The following is a 21176-nucleotide window of genomic DNA, read 5'->3' as shown; positions in this document are numbered from 1 at the left end:
ATTTTATAAATGATAAAAAAAGTCAATTGACACAATAGGGATATAATGATACAATAATATTGTTCAATAAAAAAACAAGGCGGTGAGAAAAATAACAAAAGAAATAGAGATTTTGGAAGTATTGGAAGATAATCCTACAATGACTCAAAGAGAAATAGCAAAGAGGACATCATTTTCATTAGGAATGGTAAATTCATTAATAAAAAAATGTGTCAAAACAGGGTTATTAAAAACAGAACAGATGACTCCTAAAACTATGAAATATATTTTGACACCACAAGGGATAAAGGAAAAAACAAAAAAGACATTAAGATATATAAAAAAATCATATAATGAAATAATAAAGCTATCAAATAAAATTAATATAATTATAGAGAACTCATTAGATAAAAATATATATTTATTAGGTGAAAAGGATGAAATATTTGAAATAGCAAAGATGACATTGGATTCCAAAAAAGTGGTTTACGAGCATATTTTGAATAAAGAGGATATCAAAAAAGGAGATGTACTGGTATTGCTTTGGGATATCGAATTGGAAAATGAATTAGAAAATGAATTTGTTAATTTGATATCTAAATAATAAAAGATTAAAAATACCACGAAGGATATTAATATTTGAAGCATATTTAAAAAAAATCAAAAGGTAATTGGAATGTAAAATTTGGTCTAAAAATAAGTGGATTGCTTATTGACAAAAGTAAGCTGAAATGGTATTATAGTGTTGTTCAAATAAAAAACAATTAATTTTATATGTAGAATTATGAAATTATGAATAAAAAAGATAAAAAAAATAAAATTTGAAACCACGAGATATGCACGGGATAAAAGCGGATGAAGGATAAAAAGAAGGTATAGATTTGAAAAGGGAATTACGGAAGAAAAATTATATAAAGATTTAACTTATAAATAATTGGAGCTAATTTAATTATTTGAGTTAATTTGAGATTGAAAAATAAATATAGAGAGGGGCAATATAATGTCAAAAGTAGCATTAATAACAGGAATAACAGGACAAGATGGGTCTTATCTTGCTGAATTATTATTAGAAAAAGGGTATGAAGTACATGGAATTATAAGAAGAAGTTCTAGTTTTAATACAGGAAGAATAGAACATTTATATATAGATGAATTAATACAAGATATGCACAAAGAAAGAAAAGTTAAATTGCATTATGGAGATATGACAGATTCTACAAATTTAATTAGATTAATAAGAGAAATAGAGCCAACTGAAATTTATAATTTAGCTGCTCAATCACATGTACAGGTATCTTTTGAAGTGCCAGAGTACACAGCAGATACTGATGGGATAGGAACTTTAAGATTATTAGAAGCGGTTAGATTTTTAGGATTTGAGAAAAAAACAAAAATATATCAAGCTTCAACTTCTGAATTATATGGAAAAGTGCAAGAAGTACCACAAAGCGAAACGACACCATTTTATCCAAGAAGTCCTTATGCAGTAGCAAAAATGTATGGATTTTGGATAACTAAAAATTATAGAGAAGCATATGATATGTTTGCTGTAAATGGAATACTGTTTAATCATGAGTCAGAACGAAGAGGAGAAACATTTGTAACAAGAAAAATAACTCTTGCAGTAGCAAGAATAAAATCAGGGAAACAAAAAAAATTATATTTAGGAAATATGGATGCAAAAAGAGATTGGGGATATGCAAAAGATTATGTAGAGTGTATGTGGCTTATATTGCAATATGATAAACCAGAAGATTTTGTAATAGCTACAGGAGAAATGCACACAGTAAGAGAATTTACAACTTTAGCATTTAAAGAAGCAGGAATAGAACTTGAATGGCAAGGAACAGGAATAGATGAAAAAGGAGTAGATAAATCTACAGGAAAAGTATTAGTGGAAGTAGATCCAAAATACTTTAGACCTACAGAAGTTGAACAATTATTAGGAGACCCAACTAAGGCAAAAGAAAAATTAGGATGGAATCCAACAAATACTTCATTTAAAGAATTAGTTAAGATAATGGTTAAATCAGATATGAAAATGGTAGCGAAAGAGGAACGAATTAGAAAATCTTTTGATTAAAAAATATTAACCACGAATAAAACGAATGGTAACGAATAAATATATTTATGGGAATTAGTAATGAATGATAGGGTTATAAAAGGGGATTAGATGTGGAGGGGATTGTATATAAAGATTCATCTTATAAAATAATAGGAATAGCAATGGAAGTTCATAATGAGCTTGGGAACGGTTTTTTAGAAAAAGTATATGAAAATGCAATGATGGTTCTTTTTCATGAAAAAAGGATATATGCAGAACAACAAAAGAATATAAAAGTAATTTTTCACGGAAAAGAGATAGGAAGTTATATAGCAGATATTCTAGTTGGTAATAAAATAATTTTAGAATTAAAAACAGTTGAAAAAATTAAAGATATACATAGAGCACAACTTTTTAATTTGTTAGGAAAGTATAAATTTGTTTAGAAAATAAGCTACGCCGTTTTTTTGAAATATGCGATTTTTCAAAACAAAATTTTTCAGAAGCCAAAAATTTAGAAAAACATTTATATCTTACCAGATGAAGTATACTGTACCCTATAAGATGGACATTTAAAAAAAAGTTGCATCAGATATGGTATTTTTATATAATATCTATAATGTTAATTTAATAGATTGGAGGATTTCATGAGCAACAAAATATTCACAAAAAAAGAGATTGAAATTTTATCAAAAAATAAATATGTCAAAACTATAAGTTCTAAGGCAATCACATATACATCAGAATTCAGAAGAATTTTTATTGCAGAAAGTCAAGATAAAATTTTACCTAGAGCAATATTTGAAAAATATGGATTTGACGTACAAGTATTAGGGATGAAAAGGATTCGATCAGCAGCAGCAAGATGGAGACGTGCCTATAAAGAGCAAGGAGTATTAGGGTTAGATGATAGAAGAAAAGAGAACTCTGGACGACCTTTAGAAAGAGAGCTATCTTTAGAAGAGAAATATGAAAGGCTTCAAGTAAAAAATGATTATCTTCAAGCGGAGATTGATTTGCTAAAAAAGCTAGACGTGCGAGAAAGAGAGGTGAACGGTAAATTAATTGAATTATCGCCATCAGAAAAGTTTGTTATAATCAAAGATGTAATAGAAACAAGTGGTGTAAAAAATATTATAAAATATTTATGTGAAGTTGCAGAAATTTCTAGAACAAGTTATTATAACTATTTGTCTGAAACTTCCAAAACAAATAAAAGCAATCAAGAATTAGAAGATGAAAAAGCAAGAGATTTAATCATAAAAGCATATGAATTCAAAGGTAGGCAAAAGGGAGCTAGACAGATAAAAATGACTTTAGAAAATGAATTTGCTACAATTTTTAATCTGAAAAAAATCAGAAGAATTATGAAAAAATATAGTATTGTATGTACGATTAGAAAGGCAAATCCTTATAAGAGAATAGCAAAGGCTACAAAAGAGCATACAACTATTCCAAATAAATTGAATAGGGAATTTAAACAAGAAATACCAGGGAAAATATTATTAACAGATATAACATACCTATCATATGGTAATGGTCAACGTGCGTATTTATCAACTATTAAGGATAGTTCAACAGGAGAAATACCTGCATATGTATTATCTAAAAATATTAAGTTAGAAATTGCAACAGAAACAATAAGAACTCTTATGGAAAACAAAAGCTTTAAAATTCATAAGGATGCATTAATACATTCTGATCAAGGAGTCCATTATACAAGCCCAACATTTCAAAAATTAGTTAAAAATAGTGGCTTAGATCAGTCAATGTCAAGAAGAGGTAATTGCTGGGACAATGCTCCTCAAGAATCATTTTTTGGCCACTTTAAAGATGAAGCAAATATTAAAGAATGTAATACATTTGAAGAATTAATTAATGAGATTGATGATTATATGGATTATTATAATAATTATAGATGTCAGTGGGGATTAAAAAAGATGACTCCTATAAAATATAGAAATCATCTTTTAGAAAATAAATCAGCTTAACTACTTTTTTTTAAAATGTACTTGACAAAGGGTACAGATTAAAGTGTAGATTATTTTTTTATTATTTGAAAGCAACTAATAAAAAATTAGGTATGATTATAAACTTTAAAAATGAAAGATTAGAATATCAAAGAATAGTGTTTAAATAAAATTTATATATTATAAATATTTATAACAAGAATATTCGTTTTCATTCGAGAATATTCGTGGTTTCTTTTTAGGAGGGATAAAATGGATAAAAATGCTAAAATATATATAGCAGGACATAGAGGTATGGTTGGTTCTGCTATTATTAGGAGACTTAATGAATTAGGTTATAGCAATATAATACATAGGACTTCAAAAGAGCTTGATCTAAGAAGACAATTAGACGTAGAAAAGTTTTTTGGAGAGGAAAAACCAGATTATGTATTTTTAGCAGCAGCAAAAGTTGGAGGAATACATGCTAATAATACATATCCAGCAGAATTTATATATGATAATTTAATGATAGAAACAAATATAATTCATAGTGCTTATACATATGGTGTAAAAAAATTACTATTTTTAGGTAGTTCTTGTATATATCCAAAATTTGCGAAACAACCAATGGTAGAGGAAGAGTTATTAAGTGGATATTTAGAACCTACAAATGAAGCATATGCAATAGCTAAGATAAGTGGTATAGAATTATGTAAATTTTATAGGCGACAATATGGAGTAGATTTTATATCAGCTATGCCTACAAATTTATATGGTATAAATGATAATTTTGACCTTGAAACAAGCCATGTAATGCCCGCACTTATTAGAAAATTTCATGATGCAAAAGTAAATGGAGATAAAGAAGTTGTTATGTGGGGGACAGGTAAACCAAGAAGAGAATTTATGTATGTAGATGATTTGGCAGATGCATTAATACATCTTATGAATAATTATAGTGATGAAATACATGTAAATATGGGAACTGGAGAAGATATAGAAATAAGAGAATTAGCTGAAATTATCAAAAAAGTAGTTGGATACAAAGGGAAAATAGTAAATGATATAAGTAAACCTGATGGGACACCAAGAAAGTTATTAAATGTTGATAGATTGCATAAAACAGGGTGGAAACATAAAGTGAAATTGGAGGATGGAATAAGAAAAGTTTATGAGTGGTATTTGGAGAGAGATTAAAATATAAAATTGTTTAGGAGAGAAAAATGTTAGCTACTTTATTATTAACAGGAACTATTAGACCAAATTTAAATACTCCTTATTTAAATTTGGTTGATTCTGATAAAAGACGAAAACAATATATTGAAAATTTAGAGAAAATATTAAAGTTAAAAGAAGTAAAAAATATTATTTTTTGTGAAAATACAAATTATAATTTTGAATTAGATGAAGGTTTTAAAAGATTGCGTCTGATAGCTAAAGAGAATAATAAACTTATAGAATTAATTTCATTTTTAGGAAATGAAGATATGATTATAAAAAAAGGAAAGGGGTATGGGGAAGGTGAAATTTTAAAATATGCTATATTAAATAGCGAAATATTAAAAAAAATTGAGAATGAAGAAGATGATAGTTTTTTTAAATTAACGGGAAGATTATATATAGAAAATTTAAATTTTTTATTAAAAGTAAAATCTAAAAATACTTTTTTTAAACAATATCCAAGGACTAAAAGTGTAGATACACGTTTTTTTAAAGTATCTATAAAATTTTATAAAGCAGAATTAATTGATATATATGAAAATGTAGATGACAGAACTTTTTATTTTTTAGAACATTGTTTTTATGCACAATTAAAAAATAAAAAAACAACTTATTTTAAGCAATATCCAATATTTAAAGGAGAATCGGGAAGTACAGGAGAAATATATAGAAAAGATTTTAAAGTATTTTTGCTAAAGATTTATAATAAGTTAGGATTATTAAAGGTTAAATAACTTAATATAGAAATTATTGATATGAGTTGTGTATAAAAAGGAGAAATTAATTATGGATATAAAAATCTCTAAAAAAGATATAATTTGGGGATATTTAGCGAGAATAACACAAATTGGAACGGGATTATTTTTATTGCCAGTAATTTTAAAAAAATTAACTAATGAGGAAATAGGAATTTGGTATATATTTTTAACAGTAACAGCATTGGTAAATTTATTAGATTTTGGATTTCAAACTAGCATTTTAAGAAATGTTTCTTACGTATATAGTGGAGCAAAGGAATTGAAAAAAAACGGAATAAATATTTTGTTTTCTGAAGAAATTGATTATTATTTATTAAAGAAATTAATTTTTGTGTCAAAAAAAATTTATTTCTTTATTTCTATAATAGCATTTTTTTTACTCATAACTTTAGGGAATGTATATATTTATTCTATAGTAAAAGGATTGGATAAGGCGAATTATTATATTTATGTTTGGAATATTTATATATTTTCTGCTACTATTAACTTTTATTATTATTATTATACTCCACTTTTATTAGGGCGAGGATTAATAAAAGAATCAAATAAGTCTTTAGTTTATTCAAAATTAATTTATATATTTTTTTCATTTTTATTATTAAATTTAGGATATGGTTTATTTGGAATAGCAATATCTAATTTAATAGGAGCATTATTTAATAGGATTCTATCTAATAAATACTTTTTTGATAATGAAACTAAAATAAAGCTAAGAAAAAATAAATTTATAAGTAAAAAAGAATTAATAGATTTATTTCTTATTATATTTTATAATTCTAAAAAAATGGGATTAGCCTCTTTAGGTGCTTTTTTGACTTTAAAAGCTAATTATTTAATAGGAGCTAAGTATTTATCATTAAAAGAGTTTGGAGAGTTTGCACTAACAATGCAAATTTTTAATATTGCAGTGACAACAGCAATGACTTTATTTAATGTATATGTTCCTAAATTAAATAATTTAAGGTTAAAAAAAACAATGCAAAATTTTTTAATAATATCTTCAAAATTATTTATAATTTCTATGGTTTTATATAGTATTGAAGGGATTTTTATAATTTTATTTGGAAACAAAATTATAATGTTTATTTCAAATAAAGAATTATTAAAAGAAAGTTATTTAATTATTATTTTTATAATGTATTTTTTAGAAGTACAACATTCTATTTTTGCAGGTTTAATTATGACAAATAATACAGTTCCAATTGTAAAATCAAGTATTTTAACAGGGATATTTATTATTTTTTTAAGTTTTATATTTTTAAAATATTTTTCAATTGGAATATTAGGGTTAATATTAAGTCAGTTTATAGGACAATTAGTTTACAATAATTGGAAGTGGCCTTTTATGTTTTTTTTAGATTTTAGGATTACTTTTTTTAATTTTATAAAATTAGCTTTAAAAAAATAAAAGAATAATTAAAAAAAGTTATTAAATTATAATATATGAGATACAATTTATTTTATACATTGGTTTAAATTAGAAATAGATAGTTGCAAAATACCCTTGAAAAACCAAACAAAAAGAGGAGTGTTAAGTATGTTTTATGGCAATGTCAAAAAATACACACTCCCGCCACATTGAAGGGATGTAGGGATAATAGAATTATTTATAAAGTTTGAAGATAATAAAATTAAGGTTTGCAGAATTTTATAACTGACTAAAATTAGAAAAATAAGGAGTGGGAAAAATACATGAAAGTAGTAGAAATAATAGGTGGACTAGGAAATCAAATGTTTCAATATGCTTTTTATTTATCATTAAGAGAAAAATATGGAAGTGAAAATGTAGCTTTATATCTTGACAGATTTAAAGAAGTTAAAGATAATAACGGATATGAATTAGAAAGAATCTTTAAAATAAAAGAATCTATGATTTCTAATGAAAAAGTAAAAAAATATATTGACAGAGAACAAAATATATTTTCAAAAATAAGAAGAAAAATTTTTGGAGTGAAAAAAAGTTATATTAATGAAGGAGAAGATTTTTTATATAAAGAAAATGTATATAGAGCTGAGAAAAAAGAAGAAATTTTATTTTATAGTGGATTATGGCAAAGTTCAAAGTATTTTGAGGGGATTGAGGATATTGTTAGAAACAAATTTGAATTTCCTAAAATAGATGGTAGAGATATAAAAAATAATGAAGTATTAATAAAAATAAAAAATTCTAATTCTGTGAGTATTCATATTAGAAGAGGAGATTATTATAGTAATCCAAAATATAAAAGAATTCTTGGGAATATTTGTGATAAAAATTATTATGAAAATGCAATTAAAATAATATCAAAAAAAATAGAAAACCCCATTTTTTTTATTTTTTCTGATGAAATAAATTGGGTAAAAGAGAATATAAATTTTAATAATAAAGAGATTTATTTTATTGAATGGAATAAAGGTTTTGAAAGTTATAAAGATATGTATTTAATGAGTCAATGTAAAAACAACATTATTGCTAATAGTACATTTAGTTGGTGGGTAGCATGGCTAAATAAAAATCCAGACAAAATAGTTATAGCTCCTAATAAATGGTTTAATGATTATAAAAAAATAGATATTGTTTCTGAAGGGTGGGTAAAGTTATGAAATTTTTTACAACCTATGGAGATGAAAAATTTTTAAAACAAAAAAAATTTGCACTAATAATGGCAAAAATGAATGGTAATTTTGATAAAATAATGGGTTATACCCCAAATGATATAGATTATGAATTTTACAATAAAAATAAAAATATTTTATCTCAAAAAAGAGGTGGTGGATATTGGCTTTGGAAGCCATATTTTATATTAAAAACATTAAATAAAATAAATAATGGAGATTATTTATTTTATTCTGATGCGGGAGCATTTTTTTTAAAAAAGGTTGATATTTTAATTGAAGAACTTAAAAATTCAAATCAAGATATTATGGGGTTTGAATTACCTTTAATAGAATCCCAATGGACAAAAAAAGAATTGTTTATAAATATGGATTGTGATAATGATAAATATTATAATAGTAACCAAATTTTAGCTTCTTTTATGTTAATAAAAAAAACAGATTTTAGTGTAAAGTTCTTTGAGAAATTTTTAGAATATAGTTGTAATGAAATAAATTTGACTGATAAATTTGATAAAAGGATTGAACAAAGAGAAGACTTTATTGAACATAGACATGATCAATCTATTTTTAGTTTATTATATAAAAAAAATAATTTAAAATCATTTAAAGATCCAAGTCAATTTGGGAAATATCCAAGTGGATATTCAGCGAATAGAATGAAAAAAATTGAATATGAAAAATTATACATTTTAGAAAACGGAAGAAAATTTAGAGTTAATTGTTTTAGTGAAAAATATAAAGAGGCTATTTATTTAAATAAAAAAGAGCTTCCTATTAGAAGTTATTTAAAATACAAAATTAAAGAGATTATGTATTTTTTAAAATTATATAAAGGATTGGTTAGGTGAATAGAATGAAAATAGCAATTTTTGATATAAGTAATTATCACTATACATATTTATATTCGCAATGTAAAATTTTTGAAAATGATAGAGTTGATTTTTATGTAAGTAAATTTTTAAAAAAAAGTATGGAAAAAGAAGGAGTATTAAATAATAGTAATTTTAATTGGATAGTATTAAATGATTTTGATAATAAATATAAATACTATAAAAAAGTAATAAAAACTTTAAATAATAAGAAATATGATTATGTTTTTTTTAATACTCTTCAAGAAAATTGGTTACTAAATTTTTATTTTTTTATTACTGTTAATAAAAATATAAAAATAAATTTAACACTTCATAATATTAATATTTTTATAAAATGCAGTAGAAAATTAAAAATTAAGAGATTGTTAAGAACAATTATAAGGAGAATAGCATTTTATAGAGCTAACTCATATAATGTATATGGTGAAAATTTAAAAATATATTTAGAAAAATATTTGATGAAAAAAAATATTAATAAACCTATTACAGGAATTCCATTTTCGATATATGAAAATATTAAATGTTTGAATGATATGAATAACAAAATTAAGATTATTATTCCAGGAACTTTTGATTTGAAAAGAAGAAATTATTATGACATTTATAATTTGTTAAAAAATATCAAAAATTTTAAATTTGAATTAATTTTATTAGGAAGAGTAAAAAAAGATTTTGAGGAAGAAATATTATTAGAAAAATTTAAGAAGTTTAAAGAAGTTATTTTGTTTGAAGAATATGTTTCTGAAGAAGTTTTTGATGAATATATGAGAAAAGCTGATATTTTATTAGCCCCTATTATAAAACAAATAGAAATGGATGGAGTTTTAGAGGAATATGGTATAACTAAAGAAACAGGAGTTTCATTTGCAGCTATAAGATATTCATTACCTGTAATATTGCCTAAAGAGATTAAAGTTATGAAGGAAATAGAAAAAATAGCTTTAGTATATGAAAATTTTGAAGATTTAATTCGAATAGTTACTAAATTATTTGATGATAAGGCTCTAATCCAAAAGTATACTGAAAAAGCTAAAAAAATTTCGTATACTTATACTCCATTGAAACAAAGAGAGAAGTTATTTAATGAATTGAAATTAGGGAGGTAAAAAAATTGAAAGTTTTAATTATATTTGGGACTAGACCAGAAGCGATAAAAATGGCTCCATTAGTCAAAGGATTTCAAAAAAATAAAGATAAATTTGATATGAAAGTATGTGTAACAGCTCAACATAGAGAAATGTTAGATCAAGTATTGAATATATTTGATATAAAGCCAGATTATGATTTAGATATTATGAAACAAGGACAAGATTTATATGATATTACATCAAGAGTTTTGTTAGAGATAAAGCCTGTATTAGATGAATTTAAACCAGATTTAGTTTTAGTACATGGTGATACTACAACAGGTTTTGCAAGTGCTTTAGCAGCATATTATAAGCAAATACCAGTCGGACATGTAGAAGCTGGGCTTAGAACAGGAAATATTTACTCTCCTTTTCCTGAAGAAATGAATAGAAAACTTATAGGAAGTATTGCAGAATATCATTTTTCACCAACAGAAACTAGTGCAAATAATTTAAAAAAAGAAGGAATTAATGAAAAAAGTATATTTGTTACAGGAAATACAGTAATTGATGCTTTATATTTAGTATTAGATAAAATTGAAAAAAATAGAGAGTTAAAAGAAAAATTAAATAACATTATAAAAAATAGTGGTTATATAATATCAAATAGAAAAATGATATTAGTAACAGGACATAGAAGAGAAAATTTTGGAGAGGGATTTTTAAATATTTGTAAAGCGTTAAAAGAAATAGCAGATAAAAATAAAGATATTGACATCGTTTATCCGGTGCATTTAAATCCAAATGTTAGAAAACCTGTAAATGAAATTTTAAAAGAAATAGATAATGTTTACTTAATAGAACCATTAGAATATGAGTCATTTATTTATTTAATGAATAAATCATATTTAATTTTAACTGATAGTGGTGGAATACAAGAAGAAGCTCCAAGTCTTGGAAAGCCAGTACTTGTAATGAGAAATACAACTGAAAGACCAGAGGCTATAGAAGTAGGAACAGTAAAATTAGTAGGAACAAATTTTAATAAAATTATAGAAGAAGTAGAAGAATTATTAACTAATAAAGAAGAATATGATAAAATGTCAAAAGCACATAATCCATATGGAGATGGAAATGCGTGTAAGAGAATAATTGAATTTATATAAAAAATAATGGAGAGTGATTGAAATATGAAAAATATAAAAGGTTTAAAAATTACAATTATTGGCATGGGATATATTGGACTACCTACTGGGATTACTTTTGCAAGAGCTGGATTTAAAGTCGTTGGATTTGATATTAATAAAAATGTAATAGAAACTTTAAAATTAGGAAAAATTCATATTGTAGAACCAGACTTACAAGAAGCTTATGAAGAAGCATTACAGAGTGGGAATTTAAAAGTTACGGCTAAACTAGAAAAATCAGATGTATATATAATTGCTGTTCCAACACCTTTTAAGAAAAATGAAAATAAAAAAATAGCTGATTTATCATATGTAGAATCAGCTTCTAAAATGGTAGCTGAAGTTTTAGAACCAGGAAATTTAGTGATATTAGAATCAACAGTTCCACCAAAAACGACTAAAATTATGACAGATATATTAGAGGAAAATAGTGGATTATCTAGAGATAAATTTTTAACATGTCATTGTCCAGAAAGAGTTTTACCAGGTAAAATATTATATGAATTAGAACATAATGATAGAATTATAGGAGCTGAAAAAAAAGAAGCAGGAAATTTAGCAAAAGAAATATATAAAGAAATTGTGAAAAAAGGAGAAATATATATAACTGATGATATAACGGCAGAAATGGCTAAGCTTGTAGAAAATACATATAGGGATGTTAATATTGCTTTTGCAAATGAATTATCAGTGATTTGTGATAAGTTGGGAATAAATGTATTTGAACTTATTAAATTATCTAATAAACACCCTAGGGTGAATATACTTACGCCTGGAGCAGGTGTTGGCGGACATTGTTTAGCTGTAGATCCTTGGTTTATAGTAGAACAATTTCAACAAGAAGCAAATGTAATAAGAGAAGCGAGATTAATTAATGATTATAAACCACAATGGATAGTTGATAAAGTTGAAAAAGAATTAGATTTTAATAAGAATAAAAAAATAGGTATATTGGGATTAGCATATAAACCTGATATTGATGATTTAAGAGAAAGTCCCTCAATGGAGATTGCATTAACATTAAAAGAAAAAGATTATGATATTTATGCATGCGAACCAAATATAATTTCAAATGAAATAAATGGAATAAAAAATTTGTCACTTGAAAATCTTTTGAATAAAGTTGATTATATAGTTATTACTTTAGCTCATAAGGAATTTATTGAGAATATAGATAAGATAAAAAGAAAAAGCTATATTTTTGATTGTATAGGGTTGACAAAGAAATTTTAATAAAAAAATAGGAGTAATAAATGGATAAATTATTAATAATAACATATGATATGATACCATATTCAAATGCTTGGGGAAACTGTCAGAGAATGTACTATTTAGGAGAGTATTTAAATAAAAAAAGTGATATGGAAGTTCATATGATAGCTTCAAAAAAAAATTATATAGATAATTTTAATAAGGAAATAAATTTTAAGATTGAGTATTTTCCTAGTGAAAATAATGAGAAAAATAAAAAATCAAAAAAAAGTATTACAGCAAGAGATTTAATAAAAAATATTTTTAAAAAATTTGACAAAATTTATTTTAATGATCCATTTCCTGGAATGGGATTATTAGGTTTTTTATGGTATATAAAAAATAAAAAAAATATTATTCAATATATAAAAAAAGAAAAAATCAATAAGATAATAATAAGTGGTCCCCCTTTTTCTTTATATTATTTAGTTAATGATATAAAGAAAATAAATAGTAATATTAAGATTATTTTAGATTTTAGAGATCCTTGGAATACGTGGAATGAAAATAAAGGAATAGCACTCTATATAGAAAAAAAACACTTGAAAAAGGTAGATAAAATTGTAGTTGCTACAGATAATGCAAAGAAAGAAAAAATTAAGAAGTTTGGAATAGGAATAGATAAAATTGATGCTATTTATAATGGATACAGTGAAGAAGATTGGGAAAAAATAAATTCATTTGAAGAAAATAAAATTAAAACAGATAAAATAGTTATTTCTTATTTAGGAAATATAGATTTTAAACAAGGAGGATTTCGGGATACTACTAATTTTTTTAAAGCATATGAGAAGTTAGAGAAAGAAAAGGAAAAGTATAAAATTAGATTTATAGGTGTAAATAAAACGTCACTGGTATTAGAATTGATAAAAAAATATTCTGAGATAGATTTCATAGGAAAAATTCCCCCAAGAGATGCTATGTTGGAAATGAAAAAAAGTGATATATTATTAAATATACATACATTAGAAGATAAATCATCAGAATTATTAATTGCAGGGAAATTTTTTGATTATTTGAGAAGTGGGAAAAAGATATTTTCTATTTCTTCGGATAAATCAATAGTTTCAAAATTAATTAGAGAAAAAAATCTTGGAATAGCTGTACCTAATGATGAAATAGATATTTATAATGCCTTTAAAAAAATATTGGATTTTAAAAATAAAGAAAATAATATTAATGAAATAGAGCTTTTTTCTAGAGAATTTCAAAATAGAGATTATTTAAAAATAATAAAAAAATTATAGGGGGTATTACATGTCAGTTACAATTTCTTCAAATACTTTAGTTTTAAATGAAATTAAACACATAGATGGATTAATAAAAAATTTATTAGATGCGAAAGTAGATGAAATAATATTTCTTGATGGCGGTTCAACAGATGGAACTTATGAAAAATTGCAAGAATATGAAGAAGAATATGAACATATTAGAGCAATTAGATGGAAACAACCTAGAAATTCAGAGTATAAGCTAGGATTTCGAGAAAGAGATAGAAGAAATTTGATGATGGATTTGAGTACTTCAGATTGTATTCTTTATATTGATGCAGATGAAAGAATTAGTATTGATTTTAAAGAAAAAATTAAAAGCAATAGTTACTAGTAGAATTCATTTTTGGGGTAATAATATTAGAGTAAATACTTTTGATGATAGAGTTTGGACTCCTGAATTACAATTTAGGATAATAAAAAATATAAAAAAAATAAGATTTAAAAGTTCTGATATAAATGGACTTCACAATTATTTATCTTATAAAGGATTTAAAGTTTTAGGAGGATTCAATGGAAACAATCTTAAAAGAATAAGTTCTAAAATTTTTAATTTTTTAATAAGATTTAATTATAAAATAGTTGATGATATAAAAATTTATCACTTACATTATTATGATTTGAAAAAGGCTATAAAAAAAAATGATTTAAGAAAAAATGATTTTGAAAATGGAGAAATAATAATTTTAAATTCATTTGAAGATTGGAAAAAATATGATAGAAGAAAAAAACATGTAATTTGTTGTATTAATGGTGAAAAAGAATTAGAAAAAATAAAAAAATATATTTGAAAGGGTAGAAAATGATTGTATTTATTGGGTTTTTATTATTATTACTTTATAGAGTGTCGAAAGATAAAAAAAGAACTATAATATATACATTAATTTTTAGTTTTATTATTAACTGTATTTTTTTAATATTTTTTACTATTAATAGCAAAGCAGGTAATGTATATGGTGTTTTAGGAAGTGATGATTTATTTTATTTTGAAAATGCAATAGACTTAGTAAAAAATCCACAAGATTTCTTTCATCAATTAAATAGTTTTGCAGGAGGTTATATTGTATTTTGTTTTTTAATTTTGTATACAAGTTTTATAAAAATACCATTAATTATTTCAATTGTAAATATTTCAATATATTTAAATATTTTATATATTATTTATTGGCTATTGAAAGAATTTAAATTTAAAAATAGTAGAATTAATTTAATTATGTTTATGCTTAGCATAAATGGATTTTTAATATATACTAACATTAGAATTTTAAAAGATGTACTTCTATTCTATCTAGTTTTAGAAATTTATTATCAATTTCTAAATAAGAAAAGGGGAAATTTTTTAGTTATTTTTCTATTATTAATATTTATGAATTATATTAGACCTTATTCAACTTACTTAATGTTTTTTTTGTTATTATTACAAAATCAAATAAAAAAAATTGATCCAAACAAAATTATAAAAAAAGAAAAATATTTTATAATTTTAGGTATTATATTTATAGGAGTATTTTATTTTATTTTTAAAGAACAAGTAGATACTACAATTAGAGTAGCAAATTTGACTGCATTAAATGATGCAGAAAAATTTGGGAGTACAATTGTATTACAATATATAAATGCTCCATTATATAAAAAGATAATTGTAGGAATTATTAGATTTATATTATTACCGATTCCAATAGGAATTTTGTTTTCTAAAGATGCAATTGTATATAAGATATTAGCTATATCAGGAAGTTGTATCTGGTGGTTAATTATGTATAATATTTTTTACAATATAGTGATGTCTTTTAATAGAAAACGATATCAAGAAATATATTTATTAATTCTGTTTTCATTTTCATTTGTTTTAGTCTATGTAATAATATATTTAGGAAATGCAGAGCCAAGATTAAGATATCCAATGTATATAACGGGAACCATAATTGCATTAGGGAGAAAGATAGAGGAGAAAAAAATTAGAAGAATTAATGTGTTATTTCTAATTATGATTAATTTAAGTATGTTTTTAGTTGTAAATTACTTACAGTTTAAAAGGGGATGAAAAATTGAAAATAGGTGTTGTATTACTTAATTATAATAGTAGTGAAGATATTTTAAAATTGGTTGAAGAATTGTATAATATAGAAGAAATTTTTATAGTTATTTTAGATAATTCTGAGAAAATGGATGGTAATTTATTAAAATTAGAAGAAAAAAATAGAGATAAAATAAAATATATTTTTAATAATATGAACCTAGGTTATTACAAAGGGAATTTAGTTGGAGTAAAATATTTATTTAACAATCATAATATAAATAACATTTTGATTTTAAATCCAGATGTAGGTTCTAATGCTTGGAATAAAATAATAGAAAAATTATTATGTTATTTTAAAACAGAAAAAGATTTTATAGTCGGACCTAAAATAAAAATTCCAGGTTATAAGGATGTATCTAGTCCAAAACCTAAATTTAGTTTTTATAAAGAAATAATATATAATTTTTTATTTCCAATTAGCTATATTTTTTTAAGAAAGAAACAAACTAAATTAGCTAAAAAAAGTGGAAAAGTATTTACAGTAGAAGGTTCTGCTTATATGGTAGATGCAAAAAAATATATATCTTTAGAAAATTATTTTAATAATATATTTTTATATGGAGAAGAATTAATATTTGGCTTAATAGCGGAAAAAAATAAGTGGGATATTTATTTTGATAATAGTATAAATGTATTACATTACCATCCTCCTAGAAAAGAGAGTAAGACGTATGATAAATATTATATAGAAAGTTTAAAAGAAATTTGTAATTTATTTAAGATAAGTAAAATGCTAGAAAATATATTGATATTTTCAGTTTATTATAAAAATTATATAAAAAAATTAATATTAAAAATAAAAAGATAGGAGACATTTTTTATGAGAATACTTGTTTTATCAATGAGAATACCATTTCCAGCAAATGGAGGAGAAAAAATAACAATGTATAATTATTTAAAAACAATGAATAAATTAGGATATGAAATAGATCTAATATGCTTTGATGATGAATTGTTAGGGAATTATAAAGAGAAAATAAAAGATATAAAAAAACAATTTATGAATATAAAAAATATAGAAATAATAAAAGTAGATAAAATTCATAGAATAATTGGTTCATTAATTACATTATTGCAGTTAAAACCAATGCAATTAGGATATTTTTCAAATATCTTTATCAAAAGGACTTTAAATAAAAGTATAAGATTTGAAAATTACGATAAAATATTTGTACATACAATAAGATTAACAGGATTATTACCAAAAGAGTATTTGAAAAAATCTATTGTTTTATATGCTGATTCAATAGCAAGAAATTATGAAAAATCAAAAGATTATGTAGGAAATTTAAAAAAAATATTGTTTACAATAGAATTTCCATTAATAAAAAAATATGAAAAAGAATTATCAAAAAATATTTATAAAGGTATTTTTCATAACACAATAGATGTTGAATATTTAAGTATTAATAATTGTATAACAATACCAATTTTAAAACCTAAATTAGAAAAATTTATTTCAATAGATGAAAATACAAAAAAAAGATTTATATTAATTGGAAAGTATAGTTATTTTCCTAATGTAAGAGCAATAGAGTATATTCTTGAAAATAAAAAAGGAATAGAAGAGAGTAACTTTTCTATAGATATAATAGGTGGAAGTTTAGATAAAAAATATATTGATGAGATAGAAAAATTAAAAAATATAAATTATTTAGGATTTGTAGATAATTGTAATAAGGAAATGATAGACTCTTATGGAGTGCTTTGTCCAGTTAATGTTGGAGCAGGTATGCAAAATAAAATTTTAGATGCTTTTGTAAATGGAAGACCAGCAATTTCTTCTGAATTTTCTGCATATCCATATAAAGTATTTATAAAAGAAAAATATAATAAAGAGATGATTAATGAAATAATAACATATAAAAATTCTTCTGAATTTATAAAAATATTAAATAAAATTATTTCAAATTTTGAATTAGCGAATAGTTATGCAAAAAAATCATATGAATTATCAAATTTATTTGATTTAAAATTATTAGAAAAAGAAATAGAAGCTATTTTTTAAAAGGGGGGGAGAGTATGAAAATTAGATCAAAGGCACCATTAAGATTAGGATTAGCAGGAGGAGGAACGGATGTATCTCCTTTTAGCGATACTTATGGAGGTTATGTATTAAATGCTACTATCGATATGTATGCTTATTGTATTTTAGAACCACTTCAAAATGGGAAAATTGAATTTATAGCAAAGGATAGAAATGAAATTTTTACTATTAATGAAGTAAATATAATAGCATTAAATGGAACATTAGATTTACATAAAGGTGTATATAATAGAATAATTAAAGATTTTAATAATGGGAAATCTCTAAGTTGTAGATTAATTACATTTTCAGATGCTCCAGCTGGTTCTGGATTAGGATCTTCTTCAACAATGGTAGTTGCAATAATAAAAGCATTTGTAGAATGGTTAAATTTACCATTAGGAGAATATGATATTGCTCATCTTGCTTATGAGATAGAAAGAGAAGATATTGGGTTAAGTGGAGGAAAACAAGATCAGTATGCAGCTACATTTGGTGGATTTAATTTTATGGAATTTTATAAAGAAAAAGTAATAGTTAATCCATTAAGAATAAAAAGATGGATAAAAAATGAATTACAAGCTTCAATGGTATTGTATTATACAGGGCAATCAAGAGATTCTGCAAATATTATAGATGAACAAATAAAAAATACAAATAAAAAAAAGAGTATAAGCTTGGATGCTATGTTTAAATTAAAAGAAAAAGCACTTGAAATGAAAGAATCAATTTTAAAAGGAGATATATCTTGGTTTGCACAAATATTAAGAGATTCGTGGTTAGAGAAGAAAAAAATGGCAAAGGTAATTTCTAATAATAATTTAGATGAAATATATGAATATGCTATGCAAAATGGTGCAATTTCTGGGAAAATATCAGGAGCAGGAGGAGGAGGATTTTTTATGTTTATAGTAAATCCCGAAGATAAACTTCAGCTAATAGAGGCTTTTGAAAAAAAAGAAGGAAAAGTATTTGATCCAAATTTTGTAGAAGAAGGAACCATGGCATGGACTATAAAATAGGAGGAAAAATGATGTATAATTATATAGAAAAACAAATTTATAATTCAATAGAAGTAAAAAAATATATATTAGAAAATAAAGAGATATTAAATAAAATAATAGAAGTTTCAAATTTAACAGTAGAAGCATATCGAAAGGGGAAAAAAACAATTATTGCTGGAAATGGAGGAAGTGCAGCAGATGCTCAACATATGGCTGGAGAATTTGTAAGTAGGTTTTATTTTGATAGACCAGGTTTAGCGTCTTTAGCATTAACAACAGACACATCTATATTAACAGCAATAGGAAATGATTATGGATATGAGAGGGTATTTGCAAGACAATTAGAAGCGAATGGAAATAAAGGAGATATATTTTTTGCAATTTCAACATCAGGAAATTCAAAAAATATAATAGAAGCTTTAAAAGTATGTAAAGAAAAAGGAATTATTTCAATAGGATTAACAGGAAGTAAAGAGTGTAAAATGGATGATTTATGTGAGTATATGATAAAAATTCCTTCTATAGAAACACCAAGAATACAAGAAAGTCATTTAATGATAGAACATATTATATGTGCTATAGTTGAAAAAGAAATATTTAAAAAGGAGAAAGGGTAATGGAAGCAATAGTGTTAGCTGGAGGATTAGGAACAAGATTGAGAAGTGTAGTAAATAATGTACCAAAACCAATGGCACCTATTGGAAATAAGCCATTTCTAGATTATATATTTTTTTATTTAAAAAAAAATAATATAAAAAAAGTAATATTGGCAGTAGGTTATAAAAATGAAATAATAAAACATAGATATGGAAATAAATATTTAGGAATAGATATCGAGTATTCAATTGAAGAAGAACAATTAGGTACAGGTGGGGCGATAAATCAAGCATTTAAATTTATTGATGAAAAAGAATCCTTTATAATAAATGGAGATACATTTTTTTATGTAGATTTAAATGAGATGTATCAGTTTCATATAAAAAATAATGCAGATTTAACTATAGCAGTAAAACCAATGAAAAATTTCGAACGTTATGGTAAAGTAATAGATAATAATAATAAAATTGAGAAGTTTACTGAAAAAGAAAAAAGTAAAAAAGGGAATATTAATGGTGGAATATATATCCTTAATAAAGAATATATAAATAGTTTAGATTTGCCAAAAGTGTTTTCTTTTGAAAAAGATATAATGGAAAAAAACGTTAATAAAGATAATTTTATAGCATATAAAAGTGATACATATTTTATAGATATTGGTATTCCTGAAGATTATAATAAAGCTCAAAAAGAATTGGAGCAGAAAATATGAAAAAAGCTTTGTTTTTAGATAGAGATGGAGTTATAAATAATGAAGTTAATTATTTATATAAAATAGAAGAATTTAAATTTATAGAAGGAATAAAAGAAGGAATAAAAAAATTTAGAGATAAAGGCTATATAATTATAATAATAACAAATCAAGCAGGAGTAGGAAGAGGTTATTATACAGCGGAAGAATTTTTTTTATTAAATGATTGGATGTTGAAAGAATTAGAAAAAGATGAGATAGAAATAACAAAAGTATATTATGAGTTTTCTCATCCTGATAAAGGAATTGGAAAATATAAAAGTGATAGCATTAGAAGAAAGCCGAATCCGGGAATGATTTTAGAAGCGATAGAAGAATTTGATATAGATATAAAAAATTCGATATTAGTTGGAGATAAAGAGAGTGATATAATAGCTGGAGAAAGAGCTGGAATATTAAATAATTATTTAATAACAACAGGGCATAGTATTAATGAAAGGTTAAAAAAAAAATATATATTAATTAATAACTTATTAGAAATATTTGATAAATAAAAGATAGGTGTTCTGTCTTTTTTA

Annotated in this window: 22 protein-coding genes; all 22 read left to right on the top strand. The window is 23.7% G+C overall.

The genetic code is table 11. From position 1 onward, the window contains the following. Positions 1-82 precede the first annotated feature (82 nt). The 22 genes from RDY08_RS10130 to RDY08_RS10025 all read left to right on the top strand — a co-directional run bounded on the left by RDY08_RS10130 (position 83) and on the right by RDY08_RS10025 (position 21152). Positions 83-583, top strand: a complete 501-nt coding sequence (locus RDY08_RS10130) for a winged helix-turn-helix transcriptional regulator (protein ID WP_307904315.1) — start codon at positions 83-85, stop codon at positions 581-583. 396 nt (positions 584-979) lie between these two features. Beyond that, complete coding sequence (gene gmd / locus RDY08_RS10125; protein WP_307904314.1) at positions 980-2062, top strand: GDP-mannose 4,6-dehydratase; 1083 nt, start codon at positions 980-982, stop codon at positions 2060-2062. Between the two features lie 92 nt (positions 2063-2154). Next, on the top strand, positions 2155-2469 hold the full coding sequence (locus RDY08_RS10120) for a GxxExxY protein (protein ID WP_307904313.1): 315 nt from the start codon (positions 2155-2157) through the stop codon (positions 2467-2469). A 201-nt stretch (positions 2470-2670) separates the two neighbouring features. Next, positions 2671-4014, top strand: a complete 1344-nt coding sequence (locus tag RDY08_RS10115; RefSeq protein WP_307903683.1) for an IS3 family transposase — start codon at positions 2671-2673, stop codon at positions 4012-4014. A 231-nt stretch (positions 4015-4245) separates the two neighbouring features. After that, complete coding sequence (fcl, locus tag RDY08_RS10110; RefSeq protein ID WP_307904312.1) at positions 4246-5172, top strand: GDP-L-fucose synthase; 927 nt, start codon at positions 4246-4248, stop codon at positions 5170-5172. Positions 5173-5198: 26 nt separating this feature from the next. After that, the gene (locus RDY08_RS10105) at positions 5199-5930 is read left to right on the top strand and encodes a hypothetical protein (RefSeq protein WP_307904311.1); all 732 of its coding nucleotides are present in this window, start codon (positions 5199-5201) and stop codon (positions 5928-5930) included. A gap of 52 nt (positions 5931-5982) precedes the next feature. Continuing rightward, positions 5983-7362, top strand: coding sequence for an O-unit flippase-like protein (wzx, locus tag RDY08_RS10100; RefSeq protein ID WP_307904310.1), 1380 nt, complete (start codon positions 5983-5985; stop codon positions 7360-7362). Positions 7363-7646: 284 nt separating this feature from the next. After that, positions 7647-8537 (top strand): alpha-1,2-fucosyltransferase, encoded by an 891-nt coding sequence (locus RDY08_RS10095; protein ID WP_307904309.1) that lies wholly within the window; start codon positions 7647-7649, stop codon positions 8535-8537. Further along, complete coding sequence (locus tag RDY08_RS10090; protein ID WP_307904308.1) at positions 8534-9400, top strand: hypothetical protein; 867 nt, start codon at positions 8534-8536, stop codon at positions 9398-9400. The genes RDY08_RS10095 and RDY08_RS10090 overlap by 4 nt, the downstream gene beginning before the upstream one ends. 5 nt (positions 9401-9405) lie before the next feature. After that, on the top strand, positions 9406-10530 hold the full coding sequence (locus tag RDY08_RS10085) for a glycosyltransferase family protein (protein WP_307904307.1): 1125 nt from the start codon (positions 9406-9408) through the stop codon (positions 10528-10530). 5 nt (positions 10531-10535) lie between these two features. Beyond that, a complete protein-coding gene (wecB, locus tag RDY08_RS10080) occupies positions 10536-11657 on the top strand; it encodes a non-hydrolyzing UDP-N-acetylglucosamine 2-epimerase (RefSeq protein ID WP_307904306.1) in 1122 nt (373 codons plus the stop codon). Between the two features lie 24 nt (positions 11658-11681). Next, positions 11682-12911, top strand: a complete 1230-nt coding sequence (locus tag RDY08_RS10075) for a nucleotide sugar dehydrogenase (RefSeq protein WP_307904305.1) — start codon at positions 11682-11684, stop codon at positions 12909-12911. Positions 12912-12931: 20 nt separating this feature from the next. After that, positions 12932-14176 (top strand): glycosyltransferase family protein, encoded by a 1245-nt coding sequence (locus RDY08_RS10070; RefSeq protein ID WP_307904304.1) that lies wholly within the window; start codon positions 12932-12934, stop codon positions 14174-14176. Positions 14177-14186: 10 nt separating this feature from the next. Then, positions 14187-14534 (top strand): glycosyltransferase family 2 protein, encoded by a 348-nt coding sequence (locus RDY08_RS10065; protein ID WP_307904303.1) that lies wholly within the window; start codon positions 14187-14189, stop codon positions 14532-14534. Then, the gene (locus tag RDY08_RS10060; protein WP_307904302.1) at positions 14482-14991 is read left to right on the top strand and encodes a hypothetical protein; all 510 of its coding nucleotides are present in this window, start codon (positions 14482-14484) and stop codon (positions 14989-14991) included. The genes RDY08_RS10065 and RDY08_RS10060 overlap by 53 nt, the downstream gene beginning before the upstream one ends. Positions 14992-15002: 11 nt before the next feature. Further along, entirely contained in the window at positions 15003-16244 is a 1242-nt protein-coding gene (locus RDY08_RS10055) for a hypothetical protein (protein WP_307904301.1), read from the top strand. A 4-nt stretch (positions 16245-16248) separates the two neighbouring features. Continuing rightward, positions 16249-17088: a glycosyltransferase family 2 protein gene (locus RDY08_RS10050; protein WP_307904300.1), complete on the top strand. Its 840-nt coding sequence runs from the start codon at positions 16249-16251 to the stop codon at positions 17086-17088. Between the two features lie 12 nt (positions 17089-17100). Next, entirely contained in the window at positions 17101-18288 is a 1188-nt protein-coding gene (locus RDY08_RS10045) for a glycosyltransferase (RefSeq protein WP_307904299.1), read from the top strand. A gap of 14 nt (positions 18289-18302) precedes the next feature. Then, positions 18303-19328 carry a GHMP family kinase ATP-binding protein gene (locus RDY08_RS10040; protein ID WP_307904298.1) on the top strand — a complete coding sequence of 342 codons (1026 nt, stop codon included), beginning with the start codon at positions 18303-18305 and terminating at the stop codon, positions 19326-19328. An 8-nt stretch (positions 19329-19336) separates the two neighbouring features. Then, positions 19337-19927 (top strand): D-sedoheptulose-7-phosphate isomerase, encoded by a 591-nt coding sequence (locus RDY08_RS10035; RefSeq protein ID WP_307904297.1) that lies wholly within the window; start codon positions 19337-19339, stop codon positions 19925-19927. Beyond that, entirely contained in the window at positions 19927-20619 is a 693-nt protein-coding gene (locus tag RDY08_RS10030) for a nucleotidyltransferase family protein (protein ID WP_307904296.1), read from the top strand. Before RDY08_RS10035 ends, RDY08_RS10030 begins: the two co-directional genes overlap by 1 nt. Then, the gene (locus RDY08_RS10025; RefSeq protein ID WP_307904295.1) at positions 20616-21152 is read left to right on the top strand and encodes a D-glycero-alpha-D-manno-heptose-1,7-bisphosphate 7-phosphatase; all 537 of its coding nucleotides are present in this window, start codon (positions 20616-20618) and stop codon (positions 21150-21152) included. Before RDY08_RS10030 ends, RDY08_RS10025 begins: the two co-directional genes overlap by 4 nt. Positions 21153-21176 lie beyond the last annotated feature (24 nt).

The organism is Haliovirga abyssi (assembly GCF_030295325.1).
Taxonomy (GTDB): Bacteria; Fusobacteriota; Fusobacteriia; order Fusobacteriales; family Haliovirgaceae; genus Haliovirga; species Haliovirga abyssi.
This window is presented reverse-complemented; position numbering and strand designations above follow the sequence as displayed.

Coding starts and splice junctions, on each gene's coding strand:
- RDY08_RS10055 (WP_307904301.1), top strand. CDS start 15,003: ATGATTGTATTTATTGGGTTTTTATTATTATTACTTTATAGAGTGTCG.
- fcl (WP_307904312.1), top strand. CDS start 4,246: ATGGATAAAAATGCTAAAATATATATAGCAGGACATAGAGGTATGGTT.
- wzx (WP_307904310.1), top strand. CDS start 5,983: ATGGATATAAAAATCTCTAAAAAAGATATAATTTGGGGATATTTAGCG.
- gmd (WP_307904314.1), top strand. CDS start 980: ATGTCAAAAGTAGCATTAATAACAGGAATAACAGGACAAGATGGGTCT.
- RDY08_RS10030 (WP_307904296.1), top strand. CDS start 19,927: ATGGAAGCAATAGTGTTAGCTGGAGGATTAGGAACAAGATTGAGAAGT.
- RDY08_RS10035 (WP_307904297.1), top strand. CDS start 19,337: ATGATGTATAATTATATAGAAAAACAAATTTATAATTCAATAGAAGTA.
- RDY08_RS10075 (WP_307904305.1), top strand. CDS start 11,682: ATGAAAAATATAAAAGGTTTAAAAATTACAATTATTGGCATGGGATAT.
- RDY08_RS10045 (WP_307904299.1), top strand. CDS start 17,101: ATGAGAATACTTGTTTTATCAATGAGAATACCATTTCCAGCAAATGGA.
- RDY08_RS10040 (WP_307904298.1), top strand. CDS start 18,303: ATGAAAATTAGATCAAAGGCACCATTAAGATTAGGATTAGCAGGAGGA.
- RDY08_RS10115 (WP_307903683.1), top strand. CDS start 2,671: ATGAGCAACAAAATATTCACAAAAAAAGAGATTGAAATTTTATCAAAA.
- RDY08_RS10105 (WP_307904311.1), top strand. CDS start 5,199: ATGTTAGCTACTTTATTATTAACAGGAACTATTAGACCAAATTTAAAT.
- RDY08_RS10025 (WP_307904295.1), top strand. CDS start 20,616: ATGAAAAAAGCTTTGTTTTTAGATAGAGATGGAGTTATAAATAATGAA.
- RDY08_RS10085 (WP_307904307.1), top strand. CDS start 9,406: ATGAAAATAGCAATTTTTGATATAAGTAATTATCACTATACATATTTA.
- RDY08_RS10065 (WP_307904303.1), top strand. CDS start 14,187: ATGTCAGTTACAATTTCTTCAAATACTTTAGTTTTAAATGAAATTAAA.
- RDY08_RS10090 (WP_307904308.1), top strand. CDS start 8,534: ATGAAATTTTTTACAACCTATGGAGATGAAAAATTTTTAAAACAAAAA.
- RDY08_RS10095 (WP_307904309.1), top strand. CDS start 7,647: ATGAAAGTAGTAGAAATAATAGGTGGACTAGGAAATCAAATGTTTCAA.
- RDY08_RS10070 (WP_307904304.1), top strand. CDS start 12,932: ATGGATAAATTATTAATAATAACATATGATATGATACCATATTCAAAT.
- RDY08_RS10060 (WP_307904302.1), top strand. CDS start 14,482: ATGAAAGAATTAGTATTGATTTTAAAGAAAAAATTAAAAGCAATAGTT.